Here is a 15606-nt window from a genome sequence, read left to right as displayed (position 1 = left end):
TGGAACAATGAAGGACGGGGTGATATATTTATGTCATTCAAGAGCTTCACTTTTTAAAGAAAACAGAGGCTCTTCCAAGGACCGAACTTATAATGAGGTGAAAATGATGAGTAAAAAAACGATGTTTGAGAAAATTTGGGAAAATCACGTAATTCATCAAGAAGAAGGCAAACCAAGCATTCTGTATATCGATCTGCATCTGGTGCACGAAGTAACTTCTCCACAGGCATTTGAAGGTCTTCGTCTCAGCGGACGTAAAGTTCGTCGCCCTGAACTGACATTTGCAACAATGGACCACAACGTTCCAACGAAAGACCGTTTCAACATTACAGATCCTATCTCCAAACAACAAATTGATACACTTTCGCAAAACTGCCGTGATTTCGGCGTGAAATTGTATGATCTGGACACGATTGATCAAGGCGTTGTACACGTTATGGGACCTGAACTGGGTCTGACTCACCCGGGTAAAACGATTGTATGTGGTGACAGTCATACGTCCACACACGGTGCGTTTGGCGCACTGGCATTCGGAATCGGAACAAGTGAAGTTGAGCACGTTATGGCAACGCAATGTTTGCAACAAGCAAAAGCCAAAACGATGGAAGTTCGTTTTGTCGGCAAACGTAACCCGGGTGTAACCGCAAAAGACATGATCCTCGCAGTCATCGCCAAATACGGTACAGACTTTGCAACAGGTTATGTTATTGAGTACACAGGCGAATCCATCCGTGAGTTGAGCATGGAAGAGCGTATGACGGTCTGCAACATGTCCATCGAAGGTGGAGCAAGAGCAGGATTGATCGCGCCGGATGAAACAACATTTGAATATCTGCGTGGACGTGAATACGTACCAGCGGATGCGAAGTTTGATGAAGCGGTAGAGGGTTGGAAACAACTTGTAACAGATGAAGGTGCCGAGTTCGACCATGTGGTTGAAATCGATGTGGAGACATTGATTCCGCAAGTAACTTGGGGAACAAGCCCAGGTATGGGAACCGACATTTCTTCGAAAGTTCCTGTTCCGGCTGAATTGCCTACAGAAAACGAACGCAAAGCGGCTGAAAAAGCGCTTGAATATATGGGACTTGAACCGGGAACACCAATCGCCGAGATTCCAATTGACTATGTATTTATCGGTTCTTGCACCAATGGACGGATCGAAGATCTGCGTGCAGCAGCACAAGTGGCTAAAGGTCACACGGTATCCAGCCAAGTTACAGCAATTGTTGTACCAGGCTCAGGACGTGTTAAGATTCAGGCTGAACAAGAAGGTTTGGATAAAATCTTTACGGAAGCCGGATTTGAATGGCGTGATGCGGGATGCAGTATGTGTCTGGCGATGAACCCGGATGTGTTGAAGCCAGGACAACGTTGTGCTTCGACTTCCAACCGTAACTTTGAAGGACGCCAAGGACGTGGAGGACGTACGCACCTGGTATCTCCGGCAATGGCAGCAGCAGCAGCGGTTAAGGGTCACTTTGTGGACGTACGGGATTGGAATTTCAAAACAGAAGCAGCGATCTAATCTATAACAGACAGAAGGGAGAACGTTTAATATGGAAGAATTCAAAACATTACAAGGCATCGTTGCACCGGTAGACCGGGTCAATGTAGATACAGACGCAATCATTCCAAAACAGTTCCTGAAACGGATTGAACGTACCGGATTTGGACAATTTTTGTTCTATGAATGGCGTTTCGATGAAGAGGGCAACAATAATGCTTCCTTCGAAATGAACAAACCTCGTTATGAAGGGGCATCCATCCTGATCTCACGTGCCAACTTTGGCTGTGGATCTTCCCGTGAGCATGCGCCATGGGCGATTTTGGACTATGGATTCCGTTGTGTCATCGCTCCATCTTATGCAGACATCTTCTATAATAACTGCTTTAAGAACGGAATCTTGCCAATCAAGCTGTCAGAAGAGCAAGTTGAAGACTTGTTCCAACGTACAGCGACACATGAAGGCTATGAGATGAATGTAAATCTGGAAAACAAAACGATTACTGATGCATACGGACTGCATATCGATTTTGATCTGGATGAGCATCGTCGTCAATTCTTGTTGCAAGGATTGGACGATATCGGTCTGACTCTTCAACATGATGATGAAATCGCTGCTTACGAACAACGCCACGCGGCAAAACTGTTCGGTTAATCGTTAAAGTATCGCATAGCAGAAAGCTTCTGCCTCGCCAAAGGGACCTTGTTCCCATCGGTGAGACAGAAGCTTTTTGTAAATTTTAGAAGCTAATTTAGCTTAATAAGTTAGCTATACATAGAACTCTTAATCCTTCTTGGCCGAACACTTCAACAGGTACAATAACAGCCGACGAAATAGAGAATCTAAAAATCCATTACTGGAGGTAACTCCAAAGGGTCGTTTTTTGTATTCTGAAAATAGACATAGATATAACAAGCCAAATGTACGAAATTCACAAATGACCATACGATAAGCCATATGATTGGAGTTGATAGGGTAGTCCAGATGCCAAACCAAGGCAGCACACGTCCTCCGCCGATGAATGTAACCAATGGGAACAGAAACAAGAGAATTAAAATCGGGATTAGTCTACCAACCGTGATCAGAATCAATTTGCTAATCGTTAGGCGGGGGTTGTTCCGAAGTATGCGAAAATAGGCGTAGATGCCCCATGCAAGCGTAGCGATGATCAGCGCAATCATGATCGTTTCCATATTCCGACCGTTTAAAAAAGAGGTTTGGGGTTCCTGCCCCCTCATAATATCCGCTATCCCATCAATAAATGCCGAGTAATTCACATAAGCGTTTATACCAGAATTAAACATTACGGCAATGCCCATTTGCTCGTTCAAATAAACCAGTTCTTCTGACTTGTAAGTCCAGAAAATGCCGCTGTGGGAGATCGTTTGGCCGCTAGATGCATCTTGGTTTGCAAGCCAGCCCATGCCGTACGGACCGATCGCTCCTGAGGCATGATATTGTTTCATCAGCACAGGGGAAACGAGGCGGACATTATATTGGGAAAGCATCCATAGGGACATGTCCTCTGCGGTTGAAACGATGCCGGCGGGGCCCTCAATGAACCAAAGCGGTTCGGATTGACTTATAGCGCGTCCCAAACTCAGGTAATGTCCTAGCGGGATAGTATTATTCTCATAGAATTGCTGCGTCGTGCTGACACTGAAGGTATGATTCATTCCTAGCGGTTCAAAAATATGTTTTTTCAGATAATCCGAAAAGCGCTCTCCGCTAACACTTTCCACGAGGTTCGCCAGCAGCACGTAATTGGGATTATGATAGCTGTAGGCTGTTCCGGGGATATGAGCAAGTTGAACCGTGTTTAATAATTGGTTCGCTTCAGCCAGCGATTGGAATTGCGGAGTCTTTGTCATATCGGGATTTATCTTGTCATTGAGACCACTCGTCTGATTCAGTAAATGACGAACCGTGATATCAAGAACGCGGGGGTCCTGTGGAGAAAGCTCTGGAAAATAGGAAGCGTAAGTAGCATCCAAGTTGATCCGACTCTTGTCCACTAGCTGCAGAACAGCCAATGCAGTAAAGGACTTGCTTAGTGAAGCAATGGGAAAAGGGGTGTTGCCCGTAACCTTCTTGCCGTCCGCGAATGTCCCGTAGCCTTTTGCGTAAAAGACCTCATCGTTATTGGCAATTGCTAGTGAAGCAGCCTTAATGTGATTGGCCTTCATGCTCCGATTCATATATTCGTCAATCTCCTGCAGAACTTCTGTCCTGTCTCTGGCTTCATTGGCGGATAAGGGGGACGCCCACGCGGTACATAACAACAAGCAGCTAATGGTGATATACATTCTTTTTTTCAGTTTTAGCATGTTAACACTCCTTGAATTCAAGATAAGGAGATGTTATCAGATCATTTTCAACTATTTATCAACTTGGGTCCCAATACTTGCCGTCACGCTTCCGCCACCGTTAGGACTGTTTGCAATCCGAAGACTACCTTCATGTTTTTCGCAAAACACCTTGCAAACGTAAAGGCCCAGCCCGCGATGTTCGCTCGCATCCCATACTTCGTCTCGGTAAAAAGGGAGAATAGCCTTACTCAGGGCTTCGTTAGAGAAACCAGGACCGTCCTCGGAGACGGTAATCTTCATAATGCCCCCCTGCACGTCATAGTGAACGTTTAATTGACTGGCTGCGTATCTTGCCCCATTAGCCACTATATTCTCGAAAATCTGCATGACGAAATAGGGATCTACATGTACTGAGGCATTATCATTTTCCACGGAAGAGACGAAACGTATACCGTACTGTTTCGCGATTTGTTCAGCGCTGCCGTCCAGCAAAACCGTCAATGAGATCGTATCCATCGATTGGATGTTCAACGGCACATCCTCCAGCCTCTGAATGGAGTTCATGGCCTCTGTATAACTCTCCAGACGCAAGATGTGAAGGTTCATGGTATGGATCAGGTCCAGCACCTTTTCTTCCGACAACTTCTTCTCGGGAAGATAGGTGGCGAGAAGCTCGGCGTTTCCTTTTAACACGGACAGGGGTGTTCTCAGATCATGGGCAAAAATAGCATTGATCTGCTTGCGCTCTTCAACCGAACGCCAAAGTGTCTTAAGGTTTTTTTCCAATTGTGAGCGCATGTTTTCAAATAGCGCGATCAGCTCACCCATCTCATCCTGGCTGTCATAGGAAATGCGGAAGTCTAGATCGTTGGCCGAAATGTTTTCGGATGCTCGTTTTAATAGCTCCAGCGGACGTTTTAGCTTCCATTTGTAAAATAGAACGGCCATGGTGACAATTCCAGTCGCTACGGTGAGCAGAACCGCCGTGACGAGGGAGGGCATCACCCAATCCGTTTCTCCGAAACGTAGCCGCAGCTTCTCCGCCCAAGCAAACTCCATAGTTATAACGGCCAGCACGGCAACGAGTGTGACCACACACAACAGCATAAAAGAGTGCAGTAAGGACAATCGCTTTAAAAACAGGAGTCTAGTCATGAACTTGGCCATTTGTAGCCTACTCCCCAAACGGTCTCGATTTGATTATCACAGCCGTATTCCTTTAATTTGTAGCGAATTCGCCGGATATGCTCTGCGATGACGTTACTGTCGCCTTGCTCGTCCATGCCCCATATCTTTTCGTATATGCGTTCCTTTCCAAACACCATATCAGGATGCGTGGACAGCAATTCGACAATATCAAACTCTTTTTTGGGCAGTGAAATTCGCTTATCCAGGTAGTAGAGCTCCCTGGCCGTATAATCAATGACCAATTCATTGCTAAACCTTACCGAAGATTTAGTTTGGATTCGTTGTTCCCTGCGTATATGTGCTTCGACCCTGGCGCCCAACTCGCGAATGCTGAAAGGTTTCAGAATATAGTCATCACCTCCGGCACGAAATCCCGCTATTTTATCAGCATCTTCGATTCGGGCCGTTAAAAATAAGATCGGGCAAGAGACGAAGTCCCGAATTTTCTCACATAATTGAAGGCCGTTCTGTTCAGGCATGTTGATATCTAACAAAACGAGATCGGGCTGTTTTTCCACTTTCCGCAGCGCTTCCCGGCTGTCCTTGGCCGTCATCACGGAATATCCGTTAATTTCAAAATAATCAGTCAGTAGCTTTCGAAGATCTGCTTCATCGTCCACAATCAGTATTTTAGGCATCAAGGCTCAATCTCCTGTATTCAAGTATTTGAACTCAGCATAGCAAAAATGGATGAGGAATGTAATTTCCATATGATTTTGGGAACTGGACTAATGAAGAAAGTAAGCTTTTCGCCACTCTGTTTCCGACTAAATATGACAACGTTGTAACCGGATGATCAGACAATATCTGATAAACTGATTAGTAGATTATGGAAGGTTACATATTGTCATTGATGTTACGCTGCAGAGAGTCAGGTCGGATGTTCAAAAGACAAAAAGAATGGTGGATGAGGTATGAAAAAATGGTCGGCAGCAGTCGTTTTTCTTCTGTTCCTATGTTTATTCCCAGTCTTGGCCCATGCAGACACCACTCCCTCGATTGTACTCGACGGTGTAACCATTAACCAGCAGACGGGTGCACCTGCAGAGAATATCGGGAAAACGGTCATGGTTCCAATTCGAATTGTATCCGAGAACCTGGGTTATAAGGTGAAGTGGGAGAAGGAAACTCAGTCAGTCCAGGTTCAAAAAGGAAACAGCATGATTCAAATGACGGCTGGCAAAGATGCAGCTACAGTGAATGGAAACGTGGTGAACTTGGATTCGCCCCCACTGATCAAACAGGGAACTACGCTTGTTCCGTTACGCTTTGTTGGGGAAGGCATGGGTCTGCGTGTTGGCTGGGACAATGGAACCAAGACAGTAAGCCTATTTAGTATTCCTCCCGTAGTTGAAACGGAAGGTGACAGTGACCCCGTCGAGGCACCTGTCCCGGATGGTTTGACAGAACTTCAAGGCATCAGCTTCAGCGGAGATCGCTTGATTGTAGCAACCAACGGTAATATTAGCCCCAAAGTATCCAGTATTGGTGGGCCAGACCGAATTATTGTTGATCTGCCTTCAGCGACATTCTCTCAGGAATTCATTCAGGGACAAGCCTCTAACCCGGATGGCAGTGGACAGATTCCCGTTACGGATTCATCAATAGTTTCCAAAGTCCGGTATGCAATGTTCAGTAAATCGCCTTCTACCGTGCGTGTCGTTCTGGATCTGAATCAGACGGCTACAGCCAAATGGTCTGTTGGAGAGAACAATGTCTTGCTCGTTGACCTGACCGCCACGAGTGGAGAACCGACAAGTCAACCGGCAGTACCTACGAATGATGGTAAAACGATTGTGGTCATTGATCCTGGACATGGTGGTCGTCAATCGGGTGCAGTGAGTTTGTCAGGAGCTTATGAGAAGGATTTCAATCTGGCTGTAGGACTGAAGGTACAGGCGATCCTTCAAAAATACCCAAATATTCAAACAGTCATTACACGCCAGGATGATACAGAACTTTCGCTCAAACAGCGTGTGGATATTGCCGAATTGAATCAGGCAGATGTTTTTGTATCCATTCATGGAAACAAATTCACTACACCGGTACCAAACGGCATTGAAACGCTCTACAGTCGTAAAGAAAGCAAGACTTTGGCTGACACCCTTCACAAATATGTGTTGCCGGTAACAGGACTCAAGGATCGTGGGGTCAAAACGGCTAGTCTGCATGTGACGCGTGAAACAACCATGCCTGCTGTGTTACTTGAACTTGGTTTTTTAAGTAACCCTACAGATGAAGCAGTCATGCTCACGGAAGAATACCAGGACAAATGTGCACAGGCAATTGTGGACGGAATTGTTGAATTTTTGGGACTGTAAATTGAATTGTGCGCAAATATGAAGGTTAGGGTAGTGCGTTGTTTAGAGATGTATATTTGATAAATAAGGAAAAAAGAAGACATTAAAATGTAAAAAAAGCTTGATCTGACAACGTTTTTTTTCTGTTATGTTGGAATATATTCGCAACTTTTGAGAGCGAGGGGCGTCTAATAGGTGTCTGGTAATGCCCAAGCGGTCAGTCGGAGTTGGAAAATGACAACATGCGGCAAAAAAATATGAGAATGGTAGGGGTGAAGGATGAAGAAGTTCGGTTTTTTGGTACTGTTATTTGTCTTTGGGCTCGTATTCCCGGGCTATAGTCACGCAGCAACAGACACGAAAATTATCCTAGACGGAAAAGAAATCGTACAGCCATCGGATACAAAAGCGGAAATTATCAACAGCAAGGTGATGGTTCCGATCCGGGTTGTGTCTGAAAATCTTGGGTATAGCGTGGAGTGGAAGCAGCAAACGCAAACGGTGACTATTAGCAAAGACAACACTGCCATGCAGATGATTGTTGGACAGAAGACGGCAACGGTGAACGGCAGTAACGTAAACCTGGATGCCCCGCCACTCGTGAAAAATGGTACTACGCTCGTACCTCTCCGATTTATTGGTGAGGAAATGGGTCTTAAGGTGGGTTGGAACAATACCACGAAGACGGTAACATTAGTTACCCAGAATTCAGGTTCCGGAAACGGGACAACCACACCTCCGAACTCTGGCAATGAAGGCGGAGGATCGGATCAAGAAGGTCTTGTACTGGTGAACGGCATCAGCTTCAGCGACAACCGCTTCATGATTGCAACAAGCGGAAGTACGAAGCCGAACGTCTTCACGATGACAGGACCAGATCGAATCGTTATAGACTTGCCGAATACCGCATTTGCTGATTCGTTCAGTGAAGGACAGGCTTTAGACAGCAACCAGAATGGACAACTCGTCGTTAGCGGTTATCCGGATGTGTCGAAGATTCGTTACTCGTTATACAGCAACAGTCCATCTACAATTCGTTTTGTAATCGATCTGTCCAGTTCAAAAGGGTACAGTGTGCAAAATGATTCCGGACTGGTTATGATTAACCTCGACAATCAAAGTGGTACACCTGCTCCTCCGGTTGGTAATAATGGCAAAAAAGTTGTCGTTATCGATGCAGGTCACGGAGATCATGATCCTGGGGCAATCGGTGTAACTGGTAAACGTGAAAAAGACTTCAATCTGGCAATGGCTCTGAAAGTGGAAGCCTTGTTGAAAAAAGAATCCAAAATTGACGTTGTGTTAACGCGCAGCGATGATACATTTTTGGCATTGAAAGAACGTGTGAAGATTGCACAAGACATAAAAGCGGATATTTTCATCTCTATTCATGCTAACAGTGGCCCTGCTGCTGCGAACGGTGTAGAGACATTCTATACACGCTCCAACAGCAAAGCACTTGCTACAGTGATGCACAAGTATCTTTTACAGTCTTCCGGACTGAAAGATCGTGGAGTGAAAACGGCAAGTCTCCATGTGACCCGTGAAACGACAATGCCAGCAGTTCTGCTGGAAGGTGGATTCCTTAGCAATAAGAGCGACGAAGCAGCCCTGTTCACGGAGAGTTTTCAGAACAGTGTTGCCAAAGGGATTGTTGCAGGAATCAAGGAGTATCTGGGAATTAAATAAGGGACAAGCCCTTATGTTGAGGAGGCGGAGTTAGAATGAACAAGAAAATATGGATTGCAGCCTTGCTGGTAACGGTTATGGCAGTTGCTGCTGGATGTGGAAGCAAGCCAACAGCTGCTCCGAATCAGACGCAAGGCGCAGGAACTGAAAACAATGTAACCGAGGTTGAAGGTGAAACAATTACCGAACCGGTAACTGCTGAGCCTGAAGAGAATACAACGCCTACAGAATCCACGGAGGAAGGCAGCTCAGAGGAAGCGACTACAACTACTCCGCCAAGCGAAACGTCTACGGAGAAGCCGGCAACTTCCGAAAGTAATGAAAAGAAAACGATCACTGTATTCTATACGGATGAAGAAGAACTGGAGTTGCACAAAGCTTCGGCAGAGATTTCATACGCATCAGATGATGCCAAATATAAAGCTGCCTTTGAATCACTGCAACAGAGCAAAGACGCTAAACTTGTTCCGCTGTGGTCTAAAGAAATTGAATTGAAGTCTGTTCAGTTCAAGGATGGCGCTCTTACGCTGGATATTCATATGCCAGATACGGCACGTCTTGGAGCAGGTGGAGAGTCTTATGCACTGGATGCTCTAAAACAAACGTTCTTCCAGTTTGATGAAGTAAAATCACTTGATTTACTGGTGGATGGTCAGCAGACGGAGAGTCTGATGGGCCATGTGGATCTTGAACATCCAATGACAAGATCCGAATAGGCTGTACAGCATGCTGTTGTACCGTGAATCCACGGAATATGGGTCGTTTTACATGAGAGAGGGGAATCATAGGTGACTTTTAAATATAACAATCCATCACACTCTAAAAAAGTAGTATCAGCCGTGCTTGCAGGCATGATGGCCCTTAGCGCCGGCGGAGCTGCCATGGCAGCAGAATCAACAGAAACGGGGCAGGGTCAGACTGCTGCAATAACAAATACGGCTGCACCAACTGGTTTGTTCAGTGACATCAAGGTCGGATACTGGGCTGAAAAACACGTCTACAAACTGGCATATCAAGGTATTCTTCTCGGTAACAACGGCCTGTTCCGTCCAGGAGATGCGGTAACACAGCAAGAAGCTGTAACGATGGCAATCCGTTTTATGAATCAAGAGGGCCAGTTGAATACCGACACGGCTGCGGCATTACCGACAAACATGGAAGTGGGAAATTATTTCAAGCCATATGTCGCGCTGGCACTTCAACTGGGACTGATTGACAAGACGGAAGAATCAACGGTGGATGTATCCAAGACCTCCTGGGGTCAAAAACCGGCTTCACGGGAATGGATTACCAAATTGTTAATCCGTTCATTGGACAAGGATGCTGAAGCGAAGGCACAAAACAATCAATCTACCGGATTTGCTGATAATGCAAGTATTTCCGAAAGTGGTAAAGGTTATGTTAATCTGGCTGTTAGCCTGGATCTGGCCAAAGGTGTGGAAGGCAACAAATTCAATCCAACCGGTTCCGTAACCCGTGCTCAACTGGCTACCTTCTTCAGTCGTGGTGAATCGTTAACGGATACAGCGTACCCGAACACATCCACGGGTTATGTGACAGGATTGAAAGATGGGCAGATCACGCTGGTTGTGGACGGCAAAGCCGTTAACTTCGCAGTGAACAGCAGTACACCTTACTTTACGAAAGACAGTGAAACTCGTGTTTCCTCCACAGATGTGAAGCTATATACGAAAGTTATGGTTGTAGGTTCTGCAGGTGTGGCTTCCTATGTGGAAGTTGTTGATGCTACACCGCAGGTGGAAAGTGTTGAAGGTACATTTGCACGTTCATTGTCTGGTAATAAAATTGGTATCTTTGTGGGCGAGAATTACGAAACGTACAGTTATGATGAGGCAACTGCATTCATCGATCAGAATGGTAATGCAATCAAACTATCCGATATTACGGCAGATAGCATCATCGAAGTACTGCGTGAGACGTTCTCGACTGACAAAAAAACAGTTGCTATTCGTGTGAAATCCGGCATTGTTAACAAGAGTGACAATGGCGTAGTTGCTGAAGTATCCACTTCTGGCAAAACGATCAAACTTGTCAATGCAGCGGGTGCAACAGAGCAGTTTGCATACAATGACAATCTGCTTATCACATATCAAAACCGTATCATGTCAGTAGCTGATCTTAAAGCCGGCAGTGCCGTGAAATACACTGTAAAGGACAGTGTTCTGCAAACTATCGCATTGTCTCAAGGTGTGGAGCAATCTGTGCGCGGAACATTGGTTGAGATCGGTGGCAACCAGTCCACGTTAACGTTCAAACGTGAAGGGGGTTCCCTTGAGGCGAAACTGCTGACTGAAAAGCCGGAAGTCATTATCAATGGCATTCAGGATGCAACGCTGAATGATCTCATCACGGATGCAACGAACGGGGATCAGGTGGAGTTGACATTGAACTCTGACGACCAGGTAACGCGTATTCAGGTGATTGGACGTCAAATGGAACCTATGAACGGAGTAAAGGTTGTATCTTACAACAGCAAAACAAAGGTACTTACCGTGTTGGACACCAACAAGAAACCGTTTGTATTTACATTGGATGAGAAAACCAAACTGGACTACAATACGACCAAACCTACACTCGCTGGTCTGGAGTCGATTTTAAATGATGGCCGCAAATTGGATCTGACCTATGTGGGAACACGTGCGTTGTCCGTTAAAGTGATTTACAAGTACGAAGGTACGATCAGCAACATTGACACATCGGGCAGAAAAATCAGTTTGTTGTCTGGTAATCAGACGATTACAGTGCCTTATACTACCGCACCTACGGTTGAGATCTATAACAAATCGGGCGCAAGTCTGGGAGATTTGAAGATTGGTGACAAAGTGACTGTAACGCTTGGGGCAAATCAGGATGTAGTGCAGAAGGTTGCACTGAACACTGTGGCTCAATTCGAAGTGGTTGCCTTGGAAGCAAATAGTCGTATTCGCGTAAAATCCGATCTGTTGACAAGTCAGTTCTACGTGGATCAAGCGGTACTGACAGGAGAGAGTGGTCAGACGATCACACCTTCACAACTGACAGCAGGCAACCTGATTAATGTAACGTTTGAAGGAGCTGCGCCAAAAGCGGTTCAAGTCGTGAAGCGTACGCTGGCTGAAGTTACAGCGGTGGATGCTTCATCTGTAACGCTCAAGCAGTTTAACGGCCAGACTGAAACCGTGCCTGTTAGCGGTTCGGTTAAAGTCGTAAAATCTGGCTCCATATTAACTTCATTGACTAGTCTTACGGTCGGAGATCGTGTGGAAATGACAAAAGATACGGATAATTCCACACGTTTCAGAGTACTGACTGTCATGAGCAAACAATTCTGGTCTTATGATGGCGTGGGTAACCAGATTTTGGTTAAACGGGAAACGACAACAGACACCAACTATCGTTTTGCACTCGGATCAAGTGTATTTGTTCACCAGGGTGACAATACTTTAAGCGTGCAATCTCTCAGAGATAATGATAATATTGTATTGTATCTCCTGAACAATGTTATTCTGGAGATTCAAAAACAGTAATCGTTTCTTTTCGAGGATCAAAAGAATGACCGTCTTGATACGGGATCTTTCCCGCATCAAGACGTTTTTTTTGCAAGCTTTTTGAGGTCCCCGCAAAGTACTCGGATGAAGCTTCGAAGTAAGGCTCCGCAGAGTGGAGTCATTTTGTGGGAGGTAGCTCTTCATGAATGCAGCGACGGTTAGACATATACTCGAAACTATGGAAGCAATGTTTCCTGATGCACATTGCGAATTAAATCACAGCAATGCATTTGAATTGACGGTAGCTGTCCTTTTGTCTGCCCAGTGCACCGATGAAACGGTGAACAAGGTAACCGCAGATTTGTTCCAGAAGTACAGAAGCCCAGCAGATTATCTGGCAGTTCCTCTCGAAGAGTTGGAACAGGATATTCGGCGAATCGGTTTGTACCGGAACAAGGCCAAGCATATTCAGAACATGTGCCGAATTTTAATAGAGCAGTATGGCGGTGATGTACCGCAGGAACATGATCAGCTTGTGACGCTACCAGGTGTCGGGCGGAAAACCGCGAATGTAGTTGTTTCCAATGCGTTTGGAGTACCGGCAATTGCGGTAGATACTCATGTTGAACGTGTATCCAAGCGGCTGGCGCTTGCGGGTTGGGATGACTCCGTACTTGAAGTCGAAAAGAAACTAATGAAGCGCGTACCCCGGGACGAGTGGACTTTAACTCACCACCGGTTTATATTTTTTGGACGCTACCATTGCAAGGCACAGAACCCTGCGTGTCATATCTGTCCATTGCTGGACATATGCAGGGAAGGGAAAAAACGTATGAAAACGTCCCAAATCAGGAAAGATAAGGAACGTGTCACCACCCGAAAACGAAAAATAAATTAATGAGTAGAAAAGGATGAATAATCATGAAATGCATTTCCGTGTACACTGACAATTTTGAGGCCTTCTCCGATATCTTTGAACAAATCGTTGAACAGGAAATGGCTGAAAATGAAGAAAAAGAAGTAGAAGGTATCACAGTAAGCCACTCTGGCGACGTGCCTGAACATTATCTGGAGCGTATGTCCGTTAAACCAGAAGTTGTTGTTATGAGAGACAAAGGCAGAGACATTACAATTCTGCAACATGGACAAGTATTTGAAATCTTGCTGCCTTCCATGGAGAACGCAGTTTCATAAGAAGTGATTACACTATTGTTTCTGTTGTATTAATGTCATGAGGATCGTTGTGGTTAAGGTGATCACATCGCATTCATGCAACAGACACTTGGCGTAAGCATTTGCTAAATACCGAGTATAAAACGTATTACAGATAAAACCGACTTGTTCGGTTTTATTTTTTTTAGATTATAGAACTTATACGTCCATTTATGTATATTCAATTCCAACCGTTCAAATTCAAACTTGATAATGTTAAAATAAATGTTGTAAAAGAGATAGACGTCGAAACGGATGTCAAATTAGAGGAGCCAGGGGGAAGGCCAGTCATGTCCAGAACAGATTACCCAAAAGAAATGGCCAAACCTCTGCTTCCGCTGCGTGAAGCGATGGAGCAGACAGGGGACCATACGGCTGTACAGGCTATAACGGATTTAATCAGCAAGGCTGAAATGAAACATCTGACGATTGCGTTCTGTGGTCATTTCTCTGCAGGCAAATCGAGTCTCATCAACAGTTTATGCGGTAAACGGGTCCTGCCTTCAAGTCCCGTGCCAACAAGTGCAAATGTGGTATCCATACGTAATGGTAAGCCAAGAGCGCTTATTTACACTACGCCAAACGTAAGCGCTGACAATGGAGCAGGAACACTTGAAGTTTCTCCAGAGGAATTGGAGGCGTATTGCAAAAATGGTGGAGCTTACAGCTCGATTGAGGTATGGGATGATATTCCTCTGCTGAAAGATGATGCTGTCCTGCTGGATACACCAGGTGTGGATTCAACAGATCGCGGACATAGTCTCGCGACCCATTCCGCGCTTCATCTGGCAGATGTGGTCTTCTATGTCATGGACTATAATCATGTTCAGTCCGAGACAAACCTTTCATTTGCCAAGAGTCTGTCGGATTGGGGCAAACCGTTGTTTTTGATCGTGAATCAGATCGACAAGCATCGGGAGCGTGAGCTTTCCTTTGACCAATATACCGAAGGTGTCGAAGCTATATTTGCGGCCTGGGAAGTCAGATATGACGGACTATTGTTTACTTCCTTACGCGACAAGCAGCATCGCTACAACCAGTGGGATATGCTGCCGGAACTTATTGGACACATGATGCAAGAGAAGGAAGCGTTAATTACGCACAGTTTGGCAAGTTCGGCCAGTCATGTAACGGAGCAACATCTGACGAGAGAAGCGGAGAAACGTGAAGACGAAGAGAATTCCCTGCTGGATGAGATTGGTGGCAAGGAAGGAATTGAACGCTTGGAACGAGAGTTGGAGCTTCTTGATATACAAGCAACAGACATTCGTACTGGGCCTTCGCGAGTGCGTGAGAAATTCCGGGCGGAGCTTGAACCTCTTCTGGCAAATGCAAATCTTACACCTGCGGATATTCGTGCGTCGGCTGCTGCCTATTTGGAGAGCCGCAAACCAGGTTTCAGGGTAGGTTTATTGTTCTCAGGTGGCAAAACCGAGCAGGAGAAACAACGCCGAGCTTCTGAGCTGGTCAGACTGTTACAGGATCAGGCTTCCGGACAAGTTGAGGTACATATTCGTACGATGCTTAGACAGCTGGGTGAGTCCCATCAGCTATGGGGAGCGGAGTGGGAGCAGGCGCTTAATACGGAGCTGCCTGCTGTAGATGAAGCACTATTGGAGATGAAACGCAGTGCCAGTGCAGAGGTATCTCCAGAGTATGTGATTCAGTTCAGTAAAGATGTGCGGGGCGAGATTGAGGCCCGCTATCGCAGATCGGCCATGATGCTGGCCGACCGCATGCTGGAAGCGCTGGCAGCGCAAGGCGAAGCCGCGCTCCAGGCGCTGGACGCCAGCCGCGCAGCGCTGCTGGCGCAATCCGCGGCGGCGGCGCGCTACACGGCGCTCCAGCGCAGCGCCGCCGCAGAGGCAGCAGGGCTGCGCAGCCTGCTGCCTGATGCGGGCCCCCTCCCCTC

The 15606-nt window shown here is 46.1% G+C and carries 12 protein-coding genes; 9 read left to right on the top strand and 3 right to left on the bottom strand.

Translation table 11 applies throughout. The features are described 5' to 3' along the window. Positions 1 to 106 precede the first annotated feature (106 nt). Positions 107 to 1528, top strand: coding sequence for a 3-isopropylmalate dehydratase large subunit (leuC, locus tag ACE04G_RS02910; RefSeq protein WP_036607575.1), 1422 nt, complete (start codon positions 107 to 109; stop codon positions 1526 to 1528). Positions 1529 to 1559: 31 nt separating this feature from the next. Then, on the top strand, positions 1560 to 2162 hold the full coding sequence (leuD, locus tag ACE04G_RS02905; protein ID WP_036607574.1) for a 3-isopropylmalate dehydratase small subunit: 603 nt from the start codon (positions 1560 to 1562) through the stop codon (positions 2160 to 2162). Positions 2163 to 2350: 188 nt separating this feature from the next. Here the strand turns inward: leuD and ACE04G_RS02900 are convergent, their stop codons facing one another. From ACE04G_RS02900 to ACE04G_RS02890, 3 genes are read right to left on the bottom strand one after another with little or no spacing between them, the layout of a single operon-like run. Next, positions 2351 to 3835 carry a serine hydrolase domain-containing protein gene (locus ACE04G_RS02900; protein ID WP_449003587.1) on the bottom strand — a complete coding sequence of 495 codons (1485 nt, stop codon included), beginning with the start codon at positions 3833 to 3835 and terminating at the stop codon, positions 2351 to 2353. Positions 3836 to 3886: 51 nt separating this feature from the next. Further along, complete coding sequence (locus ACE04G_RS02895) at positions 3887 to 4984, bottom strand: HAMP domain-containing sensor histidine kinase (protein WP_339304776.1); 1098 nt, start codon at positions 4982 to 4984, stop codon at positions 3887 to 3889. Further along, positions 4969 to 5643, bottom strand: coding sequence for a response regulator transcription factor (locus ACE04G_RS02890; RefSeq protein WP_221820393.1), 675 nt, complete (start codon positions 5641 to 5643; stop codon positions 4969 to 4971). The genes ACE04G_RS02895 and ACE04G_RS02890 overlap by 16 nt, the downstream gene beginning before the upstream one ends. Before the next feature lie 276 nt (positions 5644 to 5919). Between ACE04G_RS02890 and ACE04G_RS02885 the strand changes: the two genes are divergently transcribed. The 7 genes from ACE04G_RS02885 to ACE04G_RS02855 all read left to right on the top strand — a co-directional run. Beyond that, positions 5920 to 7326 (top strand): N-acetylmuramoyl-L-alanine amidase family protein, encoded by a 1407-nt coding sequence (locus ACE04G_RS02885; protein WP_221820394.1) that lies wholly within the window; start codon positions 5920 to 5922, stop codon positions 7324 to 7326. Between the two features lie 258 nt (positions 7327 to 7584). Further along, positions 7585 to 8994, top strand: a complete 1410-nt coding sequence (locus ACE04G_RS02880; RefSeq protein WP_036607564.1) for an N-acetylmuramoyl-L-alanine amidase family protein — start codon at positions 7585 to 7587, stop codon at positions 8992 to 8994. Positions 8995 to 9029: 35 nt separating this feature from the next. Beyond that, positions 9030 to 9710 (top strand): GerMN domain-containing protein, encoded by a 681-nt coding sequence (locus tag ACE04G_RS02875; RefSeq protein WP_036671957.1) that lies wholly within the window; start codon positions 9030 to 9032, stop codon positions 9708 to 9710. Positions 9711 to 9782: 72 nt separating this feature from the next. Then, the gene (locus ACE04G_RS02870; protein WP_221820396.1) at positions 9783 to 12521 is read left to right on the top strand and encodes an S-layer homology domain-containing protein; all 2739 of its coding nucleotides are present in this window, start codon (positions 9783 to 9785) and stop codon (positions 12519 to 12521) included. Positions 12522 to 12684: 163 nt separating this feature from the next. After that, positions 12685 to 13380, top strand: a complete 696-nt coding sequence (nth, locus tag ACE04G_RS02865) for an endonuclease III (protein WP_036607558.1) — start codon at positions 12685 to 12687, stop codon at positions 13378 to 13380. A gap of 23 nt (positions 13381 to 13403) precedes the next feature. After that, entirely contained in the window at positions 13404 to 13676 is a 273-nt protein-coding gene (locus ACE04G_RS02860) for a hypothetical protein (protein ID WP_017687779.1), read from the top strand. Between the two features lie 308 nt (positions 13677 to 13984). Beyond that, on the top strand, positions 13985 to 15606 hold a 1622-nt coding region (locus ACE04G_RS02855), incomplete at its 3' end, for a dynamin family protein (protein WP_486094140.1).

It is taken from the genome of Paenibacillus sp. AGC31, assembly GCF_057334655.1.
Note: the sequence above shows the minus strand (reverse complement) of the source record. Positions and strands in the feature narration are given on the sequence as shown.